Source organism: Austwickia sp. (assembly GCA_016699675.1).
Lineage (GTDB): Bacteria > Actinomycetota > Actinomycetes > Actinomycetales > Dermatophilaceae > Austwickia.
The window spans coordinates 4062751-4079287 of the sequence record CP064985.1; the positions used below are offsets into that span (position 1 = coordinate 4062751).

Sequence of the window (16537 nt, forward strand, 5' to 3'; positions counted from 1 at the left end):
CTCGGTCCGGTGTGCGTCCCCGCCTACGCGTCCTGGCCGTGCCCGCCGAATCCCGCTGGACGCGGACCTGGCGGCCGTTCTGGACGCTGCCGGCGTCGATTTGCGCCCTGGCCGTCGTCGCGGGCCTGATGCTGCCACCCTTGGAGCAGCAGTTCTCGACACCGCCTTACGTCTTCCAGGGCGGCCCCGACGGCGCCCGAAGCGTGTTGGGGACCATCGCCAGCGCGATGATTTCGGTGACCGGGCTGGTCTTCTCGATCACGATGGTCGTCCTGCAGCTGGCCAGTAGTCAGTTCACGCCTCGAGTCCTCGGGACCTTCCTGTCGAGCCGGATCACCCAGGTCACCCTCGGCGTCTTCACCGCGACGTTCGTCTTCTCGCTGAGCGTGTTGCGCTACGTGCAGGGCTCGAACAACGACGGCGGGCAGTTCGTCCCCCAGCTGTCGGTCTCGCTGGCCTTTGTTCTCGTCCTGGCGAGCGTCGGCTGCTTCCTGGCCTTCATTCACCACATCACCACGTCCATTCAGGTGTCCCAGGTCATCAGCCGGGTTGGTGAAGACACGATCGAGGCCATGCAGCAGATCTATCCGGCTCAGCCCGGGGTCGACCTGCCGCACCGAGGCGCCACCTGGTCCCCAGAAGTCGGCACGTCGCGCGTGGTCGTGACGCTCACGGACCGGCACGGGAGCGTCACGCACATCGATGCCAAGGCCCTCCTGGCCCTGGCCGACCGGCTCGACGCCGTCATCACCGTGGACGTCCAGGCAGGCCAGTTCGTCACCGCCGGCCAGCAGATTGCCCGGGTCTGGGGTCGCGACGAGATTGACGAATCCGACGCGGATGCGATCCGCCGTCGGATCTGGGTGGGCAGCGAGCGGCAGCTGCGCCAGGAGATTGGGTTCGGGCTACGCCAGCTCGTCGACATCGCTGAGCGCGCCCTCTCCCCCGGCATCAACGATCCGACGACAGCACTGCAGGTCATCGACGAGATCCACCGCATCCTGCGCGAGCTCGTGGTCCGCGAGATGCCCAGCCCCTACGTCGCGGACGAACAGGGCAACGTGCGCGTGGTGCACCGTCCCCAGGCCATCGAGGGGTTGCTGCAGATGCCGGTCCGGGAGATCGCGCACTACGGCGCTGACGCGGTGCGCGTGGTACCGCGCCTCCGCGCGATGCTGATCGACCTGCGGTCCTGCGCCCTCGATCGGTATCGCTCGACCATCGACGCCCTGGTGGAGGAACTGCCGCCCGGCGAGGACGAATCCGGAAGCGCTGCGTCAGAGGGGGAAGGTCCATGAGTGCCACGGCGCTATCCGCGCTGGATCTGCCGCCGGTCACCGCTCAGGGCGCGGCCCTGGGGCTGGCGGCTCTCCTGGTCGGCTTAGCTCTGGCCTGGCTCGTACGCCGGGTGACGGAACCGATCCTGCGCCATCGCGGCCGCAGCGATAGCGCCGCCGAGGTCTTCGCCCGGATCGCCGCATGGGTCGTTCTCGGGCTGGGGATCGGTGCGGCTTTGACCATCACCTTTCCCAGCGTCAAACCGGTCGACATCGTCGGCGGGGTCGGCGTGCTCTCCATCGCGGCCGGCATCGCGTTTCAGACGGTGCTGGGGAACATGTTCGCCGGCCTCGTGATTCTCAGCCGAGACAAGTACCGGGTCGGCGACCAGATCGCGGTGGAGGGCTATCGGGGCACCATCTCGGCGATGCGCTTGACCTCGGCGAGTATCCGCACCTTCGACGGCCGGCTGGTCGTCATCCCGAACTCGATCCTGCACTCCAAGGTCGTGACGGTGCAGACCGGGTACGAGGCGGTCCGGACCACCGTGGAAATCGATCTCGACGACCGGGCCGATCTTCAGGCGGCGTGCGAAGTCGCCGAGGAGGCCATGCGCTCGGTGCCGTCAGTCTTGCCCGATCCCCCGCCTCAGGCGCTCCTGACCAGCATCGGTACGGCTACGGTCCGCGTCGAGCTGCGCTTCTGGTCCGGCGCTCGGCAGCTGGAGACCCGCGAGGCTCAGCATCTCGTGATCCGGGAGGTCCTCGCCGCGCTCGTCCGCGAGGGGATCCCCACCGGCTCCGACGTACAGACCATCGATCCCGGTCCGAAGGCCCTCGATCTCCTCACCGGGCGTTTCGAGAAGACGTCTGCTCAGGGCGCGCCAGCGGCCAATCATGCTGCCGAGGAAGACCTTCGCCGCCTGCCGTGAGGGTCACCACGTCATGAACGGGCATGCTCTCGGCACGAAGCCAGCTTGGGGATGGTGGACGTAAAGGGACTTGAACCCCTGACCTCTCGCGTGTGAAGCGAGCGCTCTAACCAGCTGAGCTATACGTCCGTGACTGCTGGACCACCTTAGCGGCCCGCCGGGCGGCGGTCCAAACGCGAGCCCGCCCTACAACCAGGCGTACTGGCGGAGCGCGTCCTCGGCCACGTCGGGCAACCAGGTGGGCACGCCGGTGACGCGGAACAGCACCCAGAACATCGCCATCACCACGAGCCAGCAGCCCAGCGCGACGAGGCCCCGGACGCCCCACCCCTGCCGCGCCAGCCACCCGACCCACCGATCCAGGTGCCGTCTCCCGAACGCGAGCAGTCTCCCCGCCCAATGGAATTCGGAGGCCCACACGCCGACACCCAGGAACACGATCAGCCAGCCCGGCCCCGGGAAGGGGATCAGGATCCCGCCCACGAGCACGATCACGAGACCGACGAGGGCCACGGTCCAGCGGTACGCCGCGCGGGTGGCCGGAGTCGCCCGGACCCGCTCGCGCCACGTGTGCAGGCGGATCCGCCAGGCCCAGTCCGGGCCCGGCAGGTCCGGTCGCTCGTCAGGACCCGCCACCTCGACGCTCCTCCTCGGACGCCACTCTCGTGCGTTCCGGGCAACCCTAAGCCGTGAACCTCCGCGCGGGCTGCGAGGCGCGGCGCGGACCCCCACGTACGCTGCCTGCGTGAATCGCTGGTCCCGTACCGTTCTCGCAGCCACCCTGATCGTGTCGCTCGCGGCGTGCTCGACGAATGGAGACGCCGGGGCGCCACCGCCCAGTTCGTCTGGGGAGCGCATCACAATCGTCGCCGAGACGACACCGTTCCAGGCCGGCCCGACCATCCCGGGGCTGGTGTTCCCCGGGGTGACCTTCGACCACGAGGCCTCGGAGTCCGACAACCACCTCTACTTCCTGCGGTGGCCCGTCGTACCCGGCGCGACAGCCCTCAACGAGGCCGCGGCCAAGGCGGCCCGCGCCCAGCTCGCCCTCTACCGCAAGGACAACCCGCCGGAGGCGCGCGGCGACGCGGAACTGCACGTCGACGGGCAGATCGTCGCCGCCGCCGGGAACGTCGCGGCGGTCCGGTTCACCCATCTCGTTCCGACCGGGGCCAAGGGGCAGATCAACCACGAAACGCGGTACGGCGACGGGGGCGGGACCTGGACCGCCACCTCCGCCGACCTCATCGAGCCGGGCAAGCGGTCCGAGCTCGCCGCCGCCGCCGTCGCGGCCGCCAAGCCCTCGCTTCCCGCGGACAGCACGGCGATGCCGGCGCCCGAGGCGGAGACGGTCCTCACGGATCTCACCGTCACCGCCGGCGGCCACCTTGGCGCCGTACCTCTCCGCCCGCGGCCGCGAGATCGTCTCCGAACTGACCTCCGGACGCCCGTACGCCGGCCGCTTCGCGGCGCCCGACGCGCCCACGACCAGCGGGGCGTCCCCGGCCATCACTAGCCCCAGCGCGTCCGACCCGGCCGCGTCCAGTCCCGCCACGCCTGGCGGCGACGCCACAGTCGACTGCGCGAGTCGCAAGTGCGTGGCGCTGACGTACGACGACGGGCCCGGGCCCTACACCGCCAAGCTGCTCGACGAGCTGACGGCCGCCAAGGTGCCCGCGACCCTGTTCATGCTTGGTCAGAACGCGCAGGCCCACCCCGACCTGGTGCGCCGGGCCGCCGAGACCGGCCAGGTGGTGGCCAATCACACCTGGGATCACCGGGACCTCGCGCGGCTCGACACCGCCACTGCGCGCTGGGAGATCGACACCACGGCGGCTCTGCTGCGCCGGCTCTCGGGCCAACCCGTGAACTTGCGTGTCGAACCCGAGGCGAAGCTCCCGGTGGGGCCATTCCTCGTCCTCCAGCGGTTCGATCCATTGCGACCAGTACGCCGCCTGCGTGGCGTCCTCGACCGACACCCCATGCTTCAGCGCGCTCGGGTGGACCTTCACGCGGCGTACGCCGCGAGGGCTCGACGAATTGCCTCCGAGCGCGACACCTGCTCCCGGTCGGCCATCGCATCCAACGCCAACAGTTCGTCGGCCGTCAGTCGGACGGCAACCACCTGCATCGGTTCGGCGCCACGCCCCGGCCGACCGCGTCCCCGACGCTTGAGCTGGTCCACGTCGTAGCCGGCCTCGGCCTCGGCGGCCCAGCCTTCGATCATCTCGTCAGTGACGTCGTCCTCGCGCACACCAGAATCGTAAACGAAAATTGACGGCGCGGCACGGCCAGCGTCCTCAGCTGGGCCACCGATGCACGGCGAAGGGCCGGAGCGATGAGTTGGGAGCTTCGCCTGCACGCGCGCCGGAGTCGAACCGCGAGCCTCTTCGTCCCCGACGTTGTCCCCGGATGTGTCCCCACCGTTGTCCCCACGCCGACCGGGGGGCAGCAACGGCACGCGAGCCCGAGCGTCCCAACGGACGGAGCGGAAGGCGCCATGGGCCCAAGCCACGACGCTCCACGGGGGGACGTGGCTGCCGACAAACGCCCAGGTCGATCCGACACGTATCCGACACGAAGGCCCTCAAACGGAAGGCCCCCGGCTAGCGTTTCCGCTGGCCAGGGGCCGTTTCGTGCTGGTGGGCGATACAGGACTTGAACCTGTGACCTCTTCCGTGTCAAGGAAGCGCGCTAGCCACCTGCGCCAATCGCCCATGAGGGTGGAGGTGGAGACGGGATTTGAACCCGTGTACACGGCTTTGCAGGCCGTTGCCTCGCCTCTCGGCCACTCCACCGTGAAACTCGGTGCCCCCAGGGAGCCCGTGGCCTCCGAGCGGACAACGAGACTCGAACTCGCGACCCCAACCTTGGCAAGGTTGTGCTCTACCAACTGAGCTATGTCCGCATGTCCCCCGACCTGCGGCCGCGGGTGCCCCCCGACATTAACCGATCCGCTGCCCCGCGTCCAACTCGCCGGCACGCCTCTCTCGCACCCGTGAACGCCCGCTCCAAGCACCCCCACCGGACGGCGCCGGCACACGGCGTACCGTCCTGCCGTCGAGGCAGCTCAGGCGCGGTGCAGGACCGGAAACGGCACCGTGCGCGGTGGCGGTTGTCCTCGGTCCCCCCGCGAGCCTGTCAAACTGGACGCGCCGATGCGGCCGTGACAGCGCCGTCCGCCGTCTCGACATCACGCCGTGGGCGCCGCCTGCGGTCCGCAGCGAGGACTTGCTCGGACCAGCGCAGGTCGGCGACAGGCGCGTTGACGAACGGGACCGCCGGGTGCGCCCGGTCGGGATTGATGGAGTGGGAGTTCATGGACATCTGGCCAGGCAGGGCGTATCCCCTCGGCGCGACGTACGACGGTTCGGGCGTCAACTTCGCACTCTTCTCCGAGGTCGCCCATCGCGTCGAGCTGTGCCTCATCGATGAGATGGGCGCCGAGGAACGACTGGAACTGACCGAGGTCGACGGGTATGTCTGGCACGGTTACGTGCCCAACCTGCAGCCCGGCCAGCGTTACGGCTACCGGGTGCACGGCCCGTACGAACCCGCCAACGGGCACCGCTGCAATCCGAACAAGCTGCTCCTGGACCCTTACGCGAAGGCCGTCACGGGCCAATTGACCGGCGACGAATCGTTGTTCGCCTACCGGTTCGCGGCACCGGAGGTGCACAACAACGACGACTCGCTCGGCCACACGATGTTGGCCGTCGTCATCAACCCGTTCTTCGACTGGGGGCACGACCGGCCGCCGCGGCACGAGTACCACGACACGGTGTTCTACGAGGCCCACGTCAAGGGCCTGACGATGACGCACCCCGAGGTGCCAGAGGAGATCCGCGGGACGTACGCCGCGATCGCCCACCCCGCGATCGTCGCCTACCTCAAGGAGCTGGGGGTGACGGCGCTTGAGCTGCTGCCGGTGCACCAGTTCGTGCAGGACACCCACCTCGCGGAGAAAGGGCTACGCAACTACTGGGGCTACAACACGATCGGCTTCCTCGCGCCGCACAACGAATACTCGGCCACCGGCCAACTCGGCCAGCAGGTCACCGAATTCAAGTCCATGGTCAAGGCGCTCCACGAGGCCGGCATCGAAGTCATCCTCGACGTGGTCTACAACCACACCGCCGAGGGCAACGAGTTCGGCCCGACGATCTGCTTCCGCGGGATCGACAACGCCGCGTACTACCGGCTCGTCGACGACGCCAAGGAGCACTATTACGACACGACCGGCACCGGGAACAGCCTCCTCATGCGGCACCCCCACGTGTTGCAGCTCATCATGGACAGCCTGCGCTACTGGGTCACGGAGATGCACGTTGACGGGTTCCGGTTCGACCTCGCCGCCACGCTGGCGCGGCAGTTCCACGAGGTCGACAAGCTGTCGGCGTTCTTCGACCTCATCCAGCAGGACCCGGTGATCAGCCAGGTCAAGCTCATCGCCGAACCCTGGGACCTCGGCGACGGCGGCTACCAGGTCGGCAACTTCCCGCCGCTGTGGACCGAATGGAACGGCAAGTACCGCGACACCGTGCGCGACTACTGGCGCGGGGAGGCCGCGGCGCTGTCCGAATTCGCCTCGCGGCTCACGGGATCCAGCGACCTCTACGCCCATTCCGGACGGCGCCCCATCGCCTCGGTCAACTTCATCGTCGCGCACGACGGGTTCACGCTGCGCGACCTCGTCTCCTACAACGAGAAGCGCAACGCCGCCAACGGCGAGGGCAACTGCGACGGCGAGAGCCACAACCGGTCCTGGAACTGCGGCGCCGAGGGGCCGACCGACGACACCTCGATCCAGGCGCTGCGCCGCCAGCAGATCCGCAACATGCTCACGACCCTGATGCTCAGCCAGGGCGTGCCCATGCTGGCGCACGGCGACGAACTCGGCCGCACCCAGGGCGGCAACAACAACGTCTACTGCCAGGACAACAGCATCGCTTGGATCGACTGGGAGCTGTCGCGGGACCAGGAGAACCTCCTCGAGTTCACCCGCGCACTCATCAAGCTGCGGATGGAGCACCCGGTCTTCCGGCGCCGGCGCTTCTTCAAGGGCAGCGCCGACCACGGTGGCGAGTCCGAACTGCGCGACATCGTGTGGCTGGCCGTCGACGGCTCGGAGATGCGCGAGGAGGACTGGCAGACCGGCTACGCCCGCACCCTGGCCGTCTTCCTCAACGGCGACGGGATCCTCTCCCCCGACGCCCTGGGTCGGCGCGTCCGCGACGACGACTTCATCCTCATGTTCAACGCGCACAGCGACGCGGTCGAGTTCTCCGTGCCGCGCCACCTCGAGCACGAAAACCTGCGCTGGCGCGTCGCCATCAACACGGCCCTGGCCAAGGGGCTGCCCGACCCGACGGCGGCCCTCATCGCGCCCGGCGACAGCGTGGCCGTCGCCGGCCGGTCGGTGCTGGTGCTGCACAGCACGCCGCTGCCGCCGGCGCCAGACGAGGTCGAGGAACTCGCGACCGCGCAGGCCACCTCCTCCGCCCTGCCGGGCGCCCCCGAGGAGCAGAAGCAGCCCGAGCCGCAGACCCCGCCGCGGCCGGAGCCGAGGAAGCGTGCGGCCAAGAGCCCCATGAAGAGCCCCGCCAGCACCCCGACCAAGAAGGCGACGCCGCCGGGCGCGCCCCGCAAGCGCCAGGCCCGGCCGACGATCTGACGCGGGGGCGTCAGGTCGCGGCGAGCCGGCTCTGCTGCTCGGCGATGTCGAAGTCGGCCGCCGGCCACTGGGGATCCATGGCGCGCAGCTCGGTGAGCAGGATCTTCTGTACGGCGAGCCGGGCGTACCACTTCTGGTCCGCCGGCACGACGTACCACGGGGCGTAGTCCGTCGCGGTCTTGTCCATGATGGCCTGGTAGGCCGCCATGTAATCGCTCCACCGCATCCGCTCGTCGATGTCGCCCGGGTTGAACTTCCAGTATTTGTCGGGCCGCTCCAGCCGCTCGGCGAGGCGTGCCTTCTGCTCTTGCGAGCCGATGTGCAACATCACCTTGACGATGCGGATGCCCTTGTCGGTGGCGGACTTCTCGAACGCGTTGATCTGGGCATACCGACGCGACCACGTCGACGGGGGGACGAGGTTGTGCACGCGCACGATCAGCACGTCCTCGTACTGCGACCGGTCGAACACCCCAATCATCCCGGGCGTGGGCAGCGCCCGTCGGATGCGCCACAGGAACGGGTGGCTGCGCTCCTCACGGGTGGGCGCCTTGAAGGCCGTGATCTGCACGCCCTGCGGATCGAGCAGCCCCACGACATGGCGCATGATGCCGCCCTTTCCCGAGGTGTCGAGCCCCTGGATGATGAGCAGCAGGCTGCGTTGCCCGCCGGCCTTGGACTCGGCGTACAGGCGTTCCTGCAGCGTGGCGACCTCCTCGGCGGAGGCGGCCAGCGCCTGGTCCCCCTCGGCCTGGTCCCCGGTGAATCCCGGCGTCGAGCCGGTGGCGACCTTGGCGAGATCGAAGCCCGGCCCCACCCGCAGCGCCGAACAGATCTGCTCGGCGAGGTCGTCGCGACCCGCCTTGGCGGCCTTCTTGGCCGCCTTTGCGGCTTTGTCGGGGTCGCCACGAGACTTCTTGTCGGAGCCCTTCTTGTTTTTCGCCATGGGGCATCATGGCACCGAACCAGGGAAAACGTACGGCGAACGGGGGCGGGTGGCGCGCCGAACTCGAGCCCTGGTCACGCCCCCCGGCGAGGCCTTGGCGAGGGACGCCCTGCGAAACCGACCCCGTGGGCGCCTCAGTCCTCGAGGAATTCGGTGACGACGCGGTCCCACCGGTCTGGATCGGTATTCCATTCCTTCGTGTGCCGCGCCACGGTCCACCGCACGTAGCGGACGAGCCCGGCGCGCGAGCGCGCGAGCGCCACGGACGGCCCGACGGGAACGAACTCGTCGTCCACCGAGTGGATGAGCAACGTGGGATGTTTCAACTCGCGGGCGCGCGCGGTCCAGTTGGTCTCCGCCACGTCCAGGGGGGTGTCCAGACCGACGAGGTGCCTGGCCCCGGTCGACCGCAGCACGCGGACCGCGACGCTCGCCATTCCTACGGGCATCCGGCCGAGGCGCAGGTGGTGCCGGATCACGTCGTTCCAGTCCACCACCGGCGCGTCCAGGACCACCCGGTCGACCAGCTGGGGCGCCGCCGCCGAGCGGCTCAGCGTCTGCAGCACGATCGCCCCGCCCATGGACCACCCGAACAAGGTCACCCGCCGGGCGCCCCGGTCCTGCGCCCACCGCAGGGCCGCGTCCACGTCAGCCCACTCGGCCAGGCCCAGGGCGTAGCGGCGGTCGCCGCTGGACGGCGCGTCCTCGTCGTTGCGGTAGCCGACGACCAGGCAGGTGATGCCGAGCCGGTGCAGCACCGGCACGGCCCGCAGGCATTCGCCGCGCAGGGCGCCGCGGCCGTGCACGAGCACGGCCCACCGCGCCCCGGTCCCGGACGCCTCTGCGGCGCCGGGGATGAGCCAGGCCGGCATGTCTCCCAGCGGGCCCGGGATGAGCACGTCGCTGAAGTCGAGGCCGAGGGATTGGCGCGGGTCGCCGCCGTAGTAGTAGCCGTTCCAGCGCGCTGGGCCCGGCCGCAGCGAGCCGGCGTCGACCTTCTCGACGACGCGGGTGACGGCGTCCGCCTCCAGGTCCTCCGCCACGATGTCGCCGAGCCGCACGTGGCCGCGGCCGCCGTGCAGCCACATGCCGTACCGCCCCGGCGCCACGGTCTCCTCGGTGCGGCCGAGCGCGACGGTGTCGCCCGTCTCGTCCAGCGACACGGCCAGGATCTCCACGTTGTCCGAGCGGTCCCGCTCCGGGGTGACCAGACGCCGAAGCACGTACGAGGCCAGCGTCAGTGCCGCCGCCGAGCCGGCCATCACGCCGCCGGTCAGGCCGGCTGCCGCGGCCATCGAGCGACGCCCGCCGACGGTGGGCACGAGGTTGCGCTCCTTCACGCGCCCATCCTCTCAGCCGCCCGACGCGGGACCGAACGCGGCGGCGGCGTCGCGCCGCGCACAATGGCGGCTATGGACGTCCCCTTCGCGCTCCCGCTGGAGCCCATGCTCGCCAAGGCCGTCGCGCAGGTACCGGAGCCCGACGCGGTGCCCGGCGGGCTGCTCTACGAGCCCAAGTGGGACGGATTTCGCTGCCTGGTGCTGAAGGACGGCGCCGACGTCGAACTCGCCAGCCGCGGCAAGAAGCCGCTCACCCGGTACTTCCCCGAGGTGGTCGAGCGCGCCCGGAAGGCCTTGCCCGCCCGGTGCGCGCTCGACGCGGAGATCGTCGTACGGCAGGGCGAGCCGGGCGCCCAACGGCTGGACTGGGAGCGGCTGGCCCAGCGGATCCACCCGGCGGCGTCGCGGATCGCGAAGCTCGCCGTGGAGACGCCGGCGGAGGTGGTCGCGTTCGACCTGCTGTCGGTGGGCGACGAATCGCTGATGGCCGCGCGATTCGAGGATCGGCGGCGCCGTTTGGAGGCGCTCTTCGCGGACGTCCCGCGCGGTCACGGCCTGCACCTGACCCGCGTGACGCGCGACGTCGACCGCGCCCGGGACTGGTTCGCCCGCTTCGAGGGCGCCGGACTCGACGGGCTGCTGGCCAAGCCCCTCGACGCCCCGTACGCACCCGGCAAGCGCACCCTCTTCAAGATCAAGCACAAGCGCACCGCCGAGGCCGTCGTGGTCGGCTACCGAGTGCACACCTCCGGGACGGGCGTCGGGTCGCTGCTGCTCGGGCTGTACGGCGACGACGGGCGCGTCTTCAACGTCGGCGGCATCGCCGCGTTCACGACCCAACGGCGCCGGGAGCTCATCGACGAACTGGAGCCGCTGGTCGTGCGGGACGCCGACGGAGCCATCGCGAGGGCCGCCACGGACCGGTCGCGGTTCTCCGCCAACAAGGACGTTTCCTTCGTGCCGCTGCGCCCCGAGCGGGTGGTGGAGGTGGCCTTCGACCAGCTGGAGGGCTGGCGGTTCCGGCACGCCGTACAGTTCCTGCGGTGGCGCCCCGACCGCGAGCCGCGCTCCTGCACCCTGGACCAGATCGACCGTGCCCCGGCGTACGACCTCGGCGAGGTCCTCACCGAATCTTGACGTCGCCCTCCCAGTTGGCGGCGTTCTTCTTGCTGGGCTGCACCCGCGGCGGCTCCCCCGGCATCTTCGGGAAGTCCGGGGGGAAGTTCAGCTCCCCCAGCCCCCGCTCGACGTCCGCGTCCCAGAGCGCCAGGGCGGCGTCGATCCGGCCCACGTTCCCGGCGTCCGCAATGGCCGCCCACGCGTCCCCGTCGGACGCGACGATGCCCGGCACGGTGCGCACGGTGAAGTCGCGCGGCGCCACGTCGGCCAGCCGACCCCACGGCAGGGGCATCGACACGGGCGCGCCCGGCAGCGGCCGCGGGCTGTAGGCGGAGGCGATCGTGCGATCCCGGTTGGCCTGGTTGTAGTCGACGAAGAGGCGCGCCCCGCGCTCCTCCTTCCACCACGCGGTGGTGACGAGATCGGGCAGCCGGCGCTCCAATTCGCGGGCGATCCCGATCACGGCGTGCCGCACGTCGAGGAACTCGTGGGTGCGCTCGATGCGGCTGTAGGCGTGCACGCCGCGGTTCCCGCTGGTCTTGGCCCACGCCACCAGCCCCAGCTCGGCCATGAGCTCGCGCAGCGCCCCGGCGGCCTCCACCGCCTCCGGATAGCCCGTGCCGGGCTGCGGATCGAGGTCGATCCGCACCTCGTCGACCAGGTCGTTGTCGTCGCCGCGCACGGGCCAGGGGTGAAAGGTGACCGTGCCCATCTGCACCGCCCAGACCGCCGCCGCGATCTCGTCGATGACCAGTTGGCTGTGGCGCCGACCCGAGGGATAGACGCACTCCACCGTGCGCACCCAATCCGGCAGACCCTTCGGCGGGTTCTTGCTATAGAACTCCTCGCCCGTCACGCCCCCGCGATAGCGCTGCAACGTCACGGGTCGGTCCCCCACCGCCCGCAGGAACGGCTCCCGCACGGCCAGCAGGTACTCGGCGAGGTCGGCCTTGCTGATCCCCTCGTCCGGCCACACGGGCCGGTCCGGGTTGGTCAGCCGGACCCGCCGTGCGGCGTCGCCCGGGCCCTCGATCTCCAATGTCACCGCGGGATCTGCCATGGCCGCAGCGTACGGTGAGCCCCATGACGGAGCACACCTATCCGATCCGGCGCAGCGACGCGGAGTGGGCCGAGCTGCTCACCCCGCAGGAGTTCCAGGTGCTGCGGCGGGCCGACACCGAACCCCCCGGCGTCGGCGAATACACCGATACCACGACGGAGGGGGTCTACTCCTGCCGCGCCTGCGGCGCCGAGTTGTTCCGCAGCGATGCCAAGTTCCCGAGTCATTGCGGCTGGCCCTCGTTCTACGCGCCGCTCGCGGGGGACGCAGTGGAGTACGTCGAGGACCGCACCCTCGGCATGCGCCGCGTCGAGGTCCGCTGCGCGGCATGTGGCAGTCACCTGGGGCACGTCTTCGAGGGCGAGGGCTACGACACCCCGACCGACCAGCGGTACTGCATCAACTCCATCAGTCTGCGCCTAGCCCCCGACCAGTCCTGACCCGTCGTGAGTCACCGGCGTGGGCCGGACCGCCGATCGGCCTCCGTCCCGCCCCGATTCGCCGGCCCGACTCACCTGCGCCGCTCCCTCGCCGATAGGGCCAGGGGCCCTGCGCCAGCTGCGGCCCTGGCACGCCTCCCCGCCGGGGAGGCCCGAGGAAAGAGGACGGGCATGATCACGCGGGACCTGCTGTTGGAGGTGCTCCAGCGGCCGGGCGACGACGGCGGACCCGGACTGGGTCACGACGCCGCCAACCACGTCGTCGACAGTTGCCTGTCCCTGTTCGAGTCCGAGGCCGACGCCATCCGCCGGGAGATCCTGCGTGTCGCGGCCGAGCGCATCAGCCCCGTGACGAGCGAGCAGGTGTTCGCCGGCGCGCCGTGGGACATGGGATTCCACGACGGCAAGTCCGTCGCCGCGGACGCGCTGCGCCTGATGGCGCGCCAGCTCTGAGTCGGCCGGCTACGGCAGGGACGCGACGATCTGGCCGGGCGTGCGCCGGGGGCCGGTGAAGAAGGGCGTCTCCTCGCGCACGTGCAGCCGAGCCTTCGAGCCGCGCAGGTGCCGCATGAGGTCGACGATCCGATGCAGCTCGTCGGCCTCGAAGGCGAGCACCCACTCGTAGTCGTTGAGGGCGAACGAGGCGATCGTGTTGGCCCGCACGTCGGGGTAGTCGCGCGCCATCATCCCGTGCTCCGAGAGCATGGTGCGGCGTTCGTCCTCGCCGATGACGTACCAGTCGTAGCTGCGCACGAACGGGTACACGCACAGGTAGCCGCGCGCCTCCTCGCCCTTCATGAACGCCGGGACGTGGCCCTTGTTGAACTCCGCGGGCCGGTGCAGCGCCGCGACCGACCAGACCGGCTCGAGGTGGCGACCGAGCCGGGTCCGGCGGAAGGCCTGGTAGGCGGCCTGGACCTGCTCGATCGTCTCGGCGTGCCACCAGATCATGAGGTCGGCGTCGGCGCGCAGCCCGGCGACGTCGTACAGCCCGCGGACCACCACGCCGTCGGCCTCGACCCCGGCGATGAAGTCCGTCAGTTCCGCCTCGATGGGGCCCCGGTCGTCGCCCAGCGGAACCGTCGCGGCGAACACCGACCACATGGCGTAGCGGATCGTGTCGTTGAGGGCGCGCAGCTCACCTGCGGAGGGACGGGTCTCGGTCATGCCCGCCATCCTGTCAGGTCACCTGGCGACGGCTCACGTCGCCCACGGCGTGACGGTGCCACGCCGTCACCGGTCACACCGTGTCGCTGTGCTGCTCCGCGCGTTTGGCCTCCACCCAGCGCATGGCGGGCGTGGCGAGGACGCCGTGCACGAGGACGGACAGCAGGATCGTCGCGCCGACCACCGACCACAGGTAGGACTTCTCGGGGAAGGTTGCCGCTCCAAAGGCGTAGGACAGGTAGTAGATCGACCCGATGCCCCGCACGCCGAAGAACGCCGCGACGACCCGCTCGCGGGGGCCCAGTCCCACCTCCCCCTCGCGGTGCGCGTGCCGGTCGCTGCCCACCAGCGCGAGCCCGGCGGTCAGCGGGCGGATCACGAACAACACCAGAAGCGCGACCAGGAAACCGGGCCAGTCGAGGTGGGCGAGGAGACCATCCGCGAAGGACACCCCGAGCAGCAGCAGGACGAGCAGCGTGAGCAGGAGTTCGATCTGCTCGACAAGATCGTGCATCTCGGCGTGGTAGTCGTGGCCCCGCTCCATGCCCCGGATGGACAGGGCGCACGCGAAGACGGCGAGGAACCCCCACCCCCCGACGACCTCGGCGAGGCCGTAGGCGACGAAGGTGGCCGCCAGGGCGAGCAACGGCTCCCCCTTTTCGGCCAGGCGCAGCGTGTCGTGGCCGTGGAAGGCCAACCGCCCCAGTCCCCACCCACAGGCCACCCCGACGGCCGCCCCCAGCACGGTCTTGCCCACGAGTTCCCAGGACAGCCAATGGAGCACGAAGTCGCCGAGCTGTTGGTGTTCGGCGAGGAAGATCGCGGCGTAGACGAACGGGAAGGCGAGCGCGTCGTTGAACCCCGCCTCGGAGGTCAACGCGAACCGCACCTCGTCGCGCTCCCCGATGTCGTCGAGTTCCTCGGTCGTCGGCCCCTCGACTTGGACGTCGGCCGCCAGGACCGGGTCGGTGGGCGCCAGGGCCGCGCCCAACAGCAGGGCCGAAGCGGCGCCCAGTCCGAGCACCCACGTGCCGAGCAGATAGGTGCCAAGGATCGCCAGCGGCATGCCGATCGCCAGCAGCCGCCAGGTGGTGTGCCAGCGCCGAAACGACGCCCAGGACTTCAGCGACAGCGGCCGGTCCAGCGCCAGGCCGACCCCCATCAGCGCCACGATGACGGTGAGCTCGGTCAGGTGCTCGATCGCCGGCCGGTTCGCGGTCGGGTCGAGGTTGAATCCCTGCGGCAACGTGAGGGAGCCAAGGCCTAGTCCCACGACGACGAGGACGATGGGGGCTGAGAGGGCGACCCGCTTGAGCAGGATCGGCAGCACGACGGCCAACAACAGGGCGAGACCGCCCACCAGATACAGCTGGTCGACGCTCATCGCGCCCCCGCTGCGGGGAGCCCGTTGCCGCTCACTCGTCCCCGCCGTCGGACTCCAGCGACCGAATCAGCTCGACCACGCGGGTTAGCACGTCGGGATCGGTGTGCGGGAGCACCCCGTGGCCGAGGTTGAAGATGTGCCCGGGGGTGCGCCGACCCTCGGCCACGATGGCTCGGACCCGCTCCTCGAGCGCGTCCCAGGGCGCGAACAGGTACGCCGGGTCGAGGTTGCCCTGCACGGCGTACGTCGGGCCGATCCGACGCGACGCCTCGACGAGCGGGACCCGGAAGTCGACCCCCACGACCTCGGCGCCGGCCGCGCCCATGGCGGAGAGCAATTCACCGGTGCCCACCCCGAAATGGACGCGCGGAACGCCGAGGTCCGCGACGGCGGCGAGGGCTGCTGCGGAGTGGGACGCGACGTACCGTTCGTAATCGGCGAGCGGGAGCGCCCCCACCCAGGAGTCGAAGAGCTGTACGGCGCTCGCCCCGGCCTGGGCCTGCACGCGGAGGAAGGCCCCGGAGATCTGGGCGAGCCGTGCGCACAGGTCGTGCCAGAGCTCGGGGTCGCCGTACATCAGCGCCTTGGTGCGCTCGTGATTCTTGCTGGGGCCGCCCTCCACCAGGTACGACGCGAGCGTGAAGGGCGCCCCCGCGAAGCCGATCAGCGGCGTCGTGCCGAGTTCGGCCACCAGGAGGCGCACCGACTCGGTGATGTCGGGGACGTGACCAGGCTCCAACGGCACCAGCCGGTCGAGGTCTCGGCGGGACCGCACCGGCTCGGCCACGACCGGACCGGTGCCCGGCACGATGTCGAGGTCGACGCCGATCGCGGCCAGCGGAACGACGATGTCGCTGAAGAAGATCGCCGCGTCGACGCCGTGCCGCCGCACCGGCTGCAGCGTGATCTCGGTGACCAGTTCGGGCCGCCGACAGGACTCCAACATGGCGATCCCCTCGCGGATCGCGCGATACTCCGGCAACGAACGACCGGCCTGACGCATGAACCAGACCGGCGGTCGGGCGCCGGGGCGCCGCCGGGCAGCGGCCAGGAGGAGACTGTTGGCCGCCGGCGAGTGGCCGGCCTGGGGTGACTGGGTGGGCTGAGTGGGCTGCCCCGCGACGGTCGAGGGAAGGGACGAATCGGTCACGCAGCGCATCGTCCCACGCGGGAGGGTCGAACACCCCGCGGGCCCGCG

General features: G+C 70.5%; 15 protein-coding genes, 4 tRNA genes and 1 pseudogene. 8 read left to right on the plus strand and 12 right to left on the minus strand.

From position 1 onward, the window contains the following. Nucleotides 1-38 precede the first annotated feature (38 nt). Nucleotides 39-1298 (plus strand): DUF2254 domain-containing protein, encoded by a 1260-nt coding sequence (locus IPK37_18525; GenBank protein QQS00754.1) that lies wholly within the window; start codon nucleotides 39-41, stop codon nucleotides 1296-1298. Then, complete coding sequence (locus IPK37_18530; protein QQS00755.1) at nucleotides 1295-2209, plus strand: mechanosensitive ion channel family protein; 915 nt, start codon at nucleotides 1295-1297, stop codon at nucleotides 2207-2209. The genes IPK37_18525 and IPK37_18530 overlap by 4 nt, the downstream gene beginning before the upstream one ends. 52 nt (nucleotides 2210-2261) lie before the next feature. On the opposite strand, the gene IPK37_18535 is transcribed toward IPK37_18530, so the two are convergent. Then, nucleotides 2262-2338 (minus strand) — tRNA-Val (locus IPK37_18535). A 57-nt stretch (nucleotides 2339-2395) separates the two neighbouring features. Beyond that, nucleotides 2396-2845, minus strand: coding sequence for a TIGR02611 family protein (locus IPK37_18540; GenBank protein ID QQS00756.1), 450 nt, complete (start codon nucleotides 2843-2845; stop codon nucleotides 2396-2398). A 109-nt stretch (nucleotides 2846-2954) separates the two neighbouring features. On the opposite strand from IPK37_18540, the gene IPK37_18545 reads away from it, so the two are divergent. After that, entirely contained in the window at nucleotides 2955-3725 is a 771-nt protein-coding gene (locus IPK37_18545; protein ID QQS00757.1) for a hypothetical protein, read from the plus strand. Beyond that, a pseudogene (locus IPK37_18550) lies at nucleotides 3718-3987 on the plus strand (polysaccharide deacetylase family protein). The gene IPK37_18545 and the pseudogene IPK37_18550 overlap by 8 nt, the downstream one beginning before the upstream one ends. A 230-nt stretch (nucleotides 3988-4217) precedes the next feature. On the opposite strand, the gene IPK37_18555 reads toward IPK37_18550, so the two are convergent. From IPK37_18555 to IPK37_18570, 4 genes are all read right to left on the minus strand, one after another. Continuing rightward, nucleotides 4218-4436, minus strand: coding sequence for a ribbon-helix-helix protein, CopG family (locus IPK37_18555; protein ID QQS03006.1), 219 nt, complete (start codon nucleotides 4434-4436; stop codon nucleotides 4218-4220). 413 nt (nucleotides 4437-4849) lie between these two features. Next, nucleotides 4850-4926, minus strand: a tRNA-Val gene (locus IPK37_18560). A 7-nt stretch (nucleotides 4927-4933) separates the two neighbouring features. Beyond that, nucleotides 4934-5007, minus strand: a tRNA-Cys gene (locus IPK37_18565). A gap of 37 nt (nucleotides 5008-5044) precedes the next feature. Further along, nucleotides 5045-5117: transfer RNA gene (locus IPK37_18570), tRNA-Gly, on the minus strand. A 411-nt stretch (nucleotides 5118-5528) separates the two neighbouring features. Here IPK37_18570 and glgX point away from each other — a divergent pair. After that, complete coding sequence (gene glgX / locus IPK37_18575; protein ID QQS00758.1) at nucleotides 5529-7883, plus strand: glycogen debranching protein GlgX; 2355 nt, start codon at nucleotides 5529-5531, stop codon at nucleotides 7881-7883. A 10-nt stretch (nucleotides 7884-7893) separates the two neighbouring features. Here glgX and IPK37_18580 read toward each other — a convergent pair whose 3' ends face one another. Both IPK37_18580 and IPK37_18585 read right to left on the minus strand, forming a co-directional pair. Next, nucleotides 7894-8829, minus strand: a complete 936-nt coding sequence (locus tag IPK37_18580; GenBank protein QQS00759.1) for a polyphosphate kinase 2 family protein — start codon at nucleotides 8827-8829, stop codon at nucleotides 7894-7896. A 134-nt stretch (nucleotides 8830-8963) separates the two neighbouring features. Beyond that, nucleotides 8964-10124 (minus strand): alpha/beta fold hydrolase, encoded by a 1161-nt coding sequence (locus tag IPK37_18585; protein QQS03007.1) that lies wholly within the window; start codon nucleotides 10122-10124, stop codon nucleotides 8964-8966. 117 nt (nucleotides 10125-10241) lie between these two features. Here IPK37_18585 and IPK37_18590 point away from each other — a divergent pair, with 117 nt between their 5' ends. Next, entirely contained in the window at nucleotides 10242-11306 is a 1065-nt protein-coding gene (locus IPK37_18590; GenBank protein QQS00760.1) for an ATP-dependent DNA ligase, read from the plus strand. On the opposite strand, the gene IPK37_18595 is transcribed toward IPK37_18590, so the two are convergent. Then, nucleotides 11293-12348 (minus strand): ATP-dependent DNA ligase, encoded by a 1056-nt coding sequence (locus tag IPK37_18595; protein QQS00761.1) that lies wholly within the window; start codon nucleotides 12346-12348, stop codon nucleotides 11293-11295. The genes IPK37_18590 and IPK37_18595 overlap by 14 nt on opposite strands. A gap of 23 nt (nucleotides 12349-12371) precedes the next feature. On the opposite strand from IPK37_18595, the gene msrB reads away from it, so the two are divergent. Further along, nucleotides 12372-12788, plus strand: a complete 417-nt coding sequence (gene msrB, locus IPK37_18600) for a peptide-methionine (R)-S-oxide reductase MsrB (GenBank protein ID QQS00762.1) — start codon at nucleotides 12372-12374, stop codon at nucleotides 12786-12788. Nucleotides 12789-12959: 171 nt separating this feature from the next. After that, a complete protein-coding gene (locus IPK37_18605) occupies nucleotides 12960-13241 on the plus strand; it encodes a hypothetical protein (GenBank protein QQS00763.1) in 282 nt (93 codons plus the stop codon). Between the two features lie 9 nt (nucleotides 13242-13250). On the opposite strand, the gene IPK37_18610 is transcribed toward IPK37_18605, so the two are convergent. From IPK37_18610 to hemE, 3 genes are all read right to left on the minus strand, one after another. Then, complete coding sequence (locus IPK37_18610) at nucleotides 13251-13955, minus strand: chlorite dismutase family protein (GenBank protein ID QQS00764.1); 705 nt, start codon at nucleotides 13953-13955, stop codon at nucleotides 13251-13253. 73 nt (nucleotides 13956-14028) lie between these two features. Then, the gene (locus IPK37_18615; GenBank protein QQS00765.1) at nucleotides 14029-15339 is read right to left on the minus strand and encodes a cation:proton antiporter; all 1311 of its coding nucleotides are present in this window, start codon (nucleotides 15337-15339) and stop codon (nucleotides 14029-14031) included. Nucleotides 15340-15370: 31 nt separating this feature from the next. Then, entirely contained in the window at nucleotides 15371-16498 is a 1128-nt protein-coding gene (gene hemE / locus IPK37_18620) for a uroporphyrinogen decarboxylase (GenBank protein ID QQS00766.1), read from the minus strand. Nucleotides 16499-16537: the final 39 nt, after the last annotated feature.

What these genes read in the sequence shown, in the direction of transcription:
- IPK37_18590 (QQS00760.1), top strand. Translation starts at nt 10,242, where the DNA reads ATGGACGTCCCCTTCGCGCTCCCGCTGGAGCCCATGCTCGCCAAGGCC.
- IPK37_18615 (QQS00765.1), bottom strand. Translation starts at nt 15,339, where the DNA reads ATGAGCGTCGACCAGCTGTATCTGGTGGGCGGTCTCGCCCTGTTGTTG.
- glgX (QQS00758.1), top strand. Translation starts at nt 5,529, where the DNA reads ATGGACATCTGGCCAGGCAGGGCGTATCCCCTCGGCGCGACGTACGAC.
- hemE (QQS00766.1), bottom strand. Translation starts at nt 16,498, where the DNA reads ATGCGCTGCGTGACCGATTCGTCCCTTCCCTCGACCGTCGCGGGGCAG.
- IPK37_18530 (QQS00755.1), top strand. Translation starts at nt 1,295, where the DNA reads ATGAGTGCCACGGCGCTATCCGCGCTGGATCTGCCGCCGGTCACCGCT.
- msrB (QQS00762.1), top strand. Translation starts at nt 12,372, where the DNA reads ATGACGGAGCACACCTATCCGATCCGGCGCAGCGACGCGGAGTGGGCC.
- IPK37_18595 (QQS00761.1), bottom strand. Translation starts at nt 12,348, where the DNA reads ATGGCAGATCCCGCGGTGACATTGGAGATCGAGGGCCCGGGCGACGCC.
- IPK37_18605 (QQS00763.1), top strand. Translation starts at nt 12,960, where the DNA reads ATGATCACGCGGGACCTGCTGTTGGAGGTGCTCCAGCGGCCGGGCGAC.
- IPK37_18555 (QQS03006.1), bottom strand. Translation starts at nt 4,436, where the DNA reads ATGATCGAAGGCTGGGCCGCCGAGGCCGAGGCCGGCTACGACGTGGAC.
- IPK37_18580 (QQS00759.1), bottom strand. Translation starts at nt 8,829, where the DNA reads ATGGCGAAAAACAAGAAGGGCTCCGACAAGAAGTCTCGTGGCGACCCC.
- IPK37_18610 (QQS00764.1), bottom strand. Translation starts at nt 13,955, where the DNA reads ATGACCGAGACCCGTCCCTCCGCAGGTGAGCTGCGCGCCCTCAACGAC.
- IPK37_18585 (QQS03007.1), bottom strand. Translation starts at nt 10,124, where the DNA reads ATGGCCGCGGCAGCCGGCCTGACCGGCGGCGTGATGGCCGGCTCGGCG.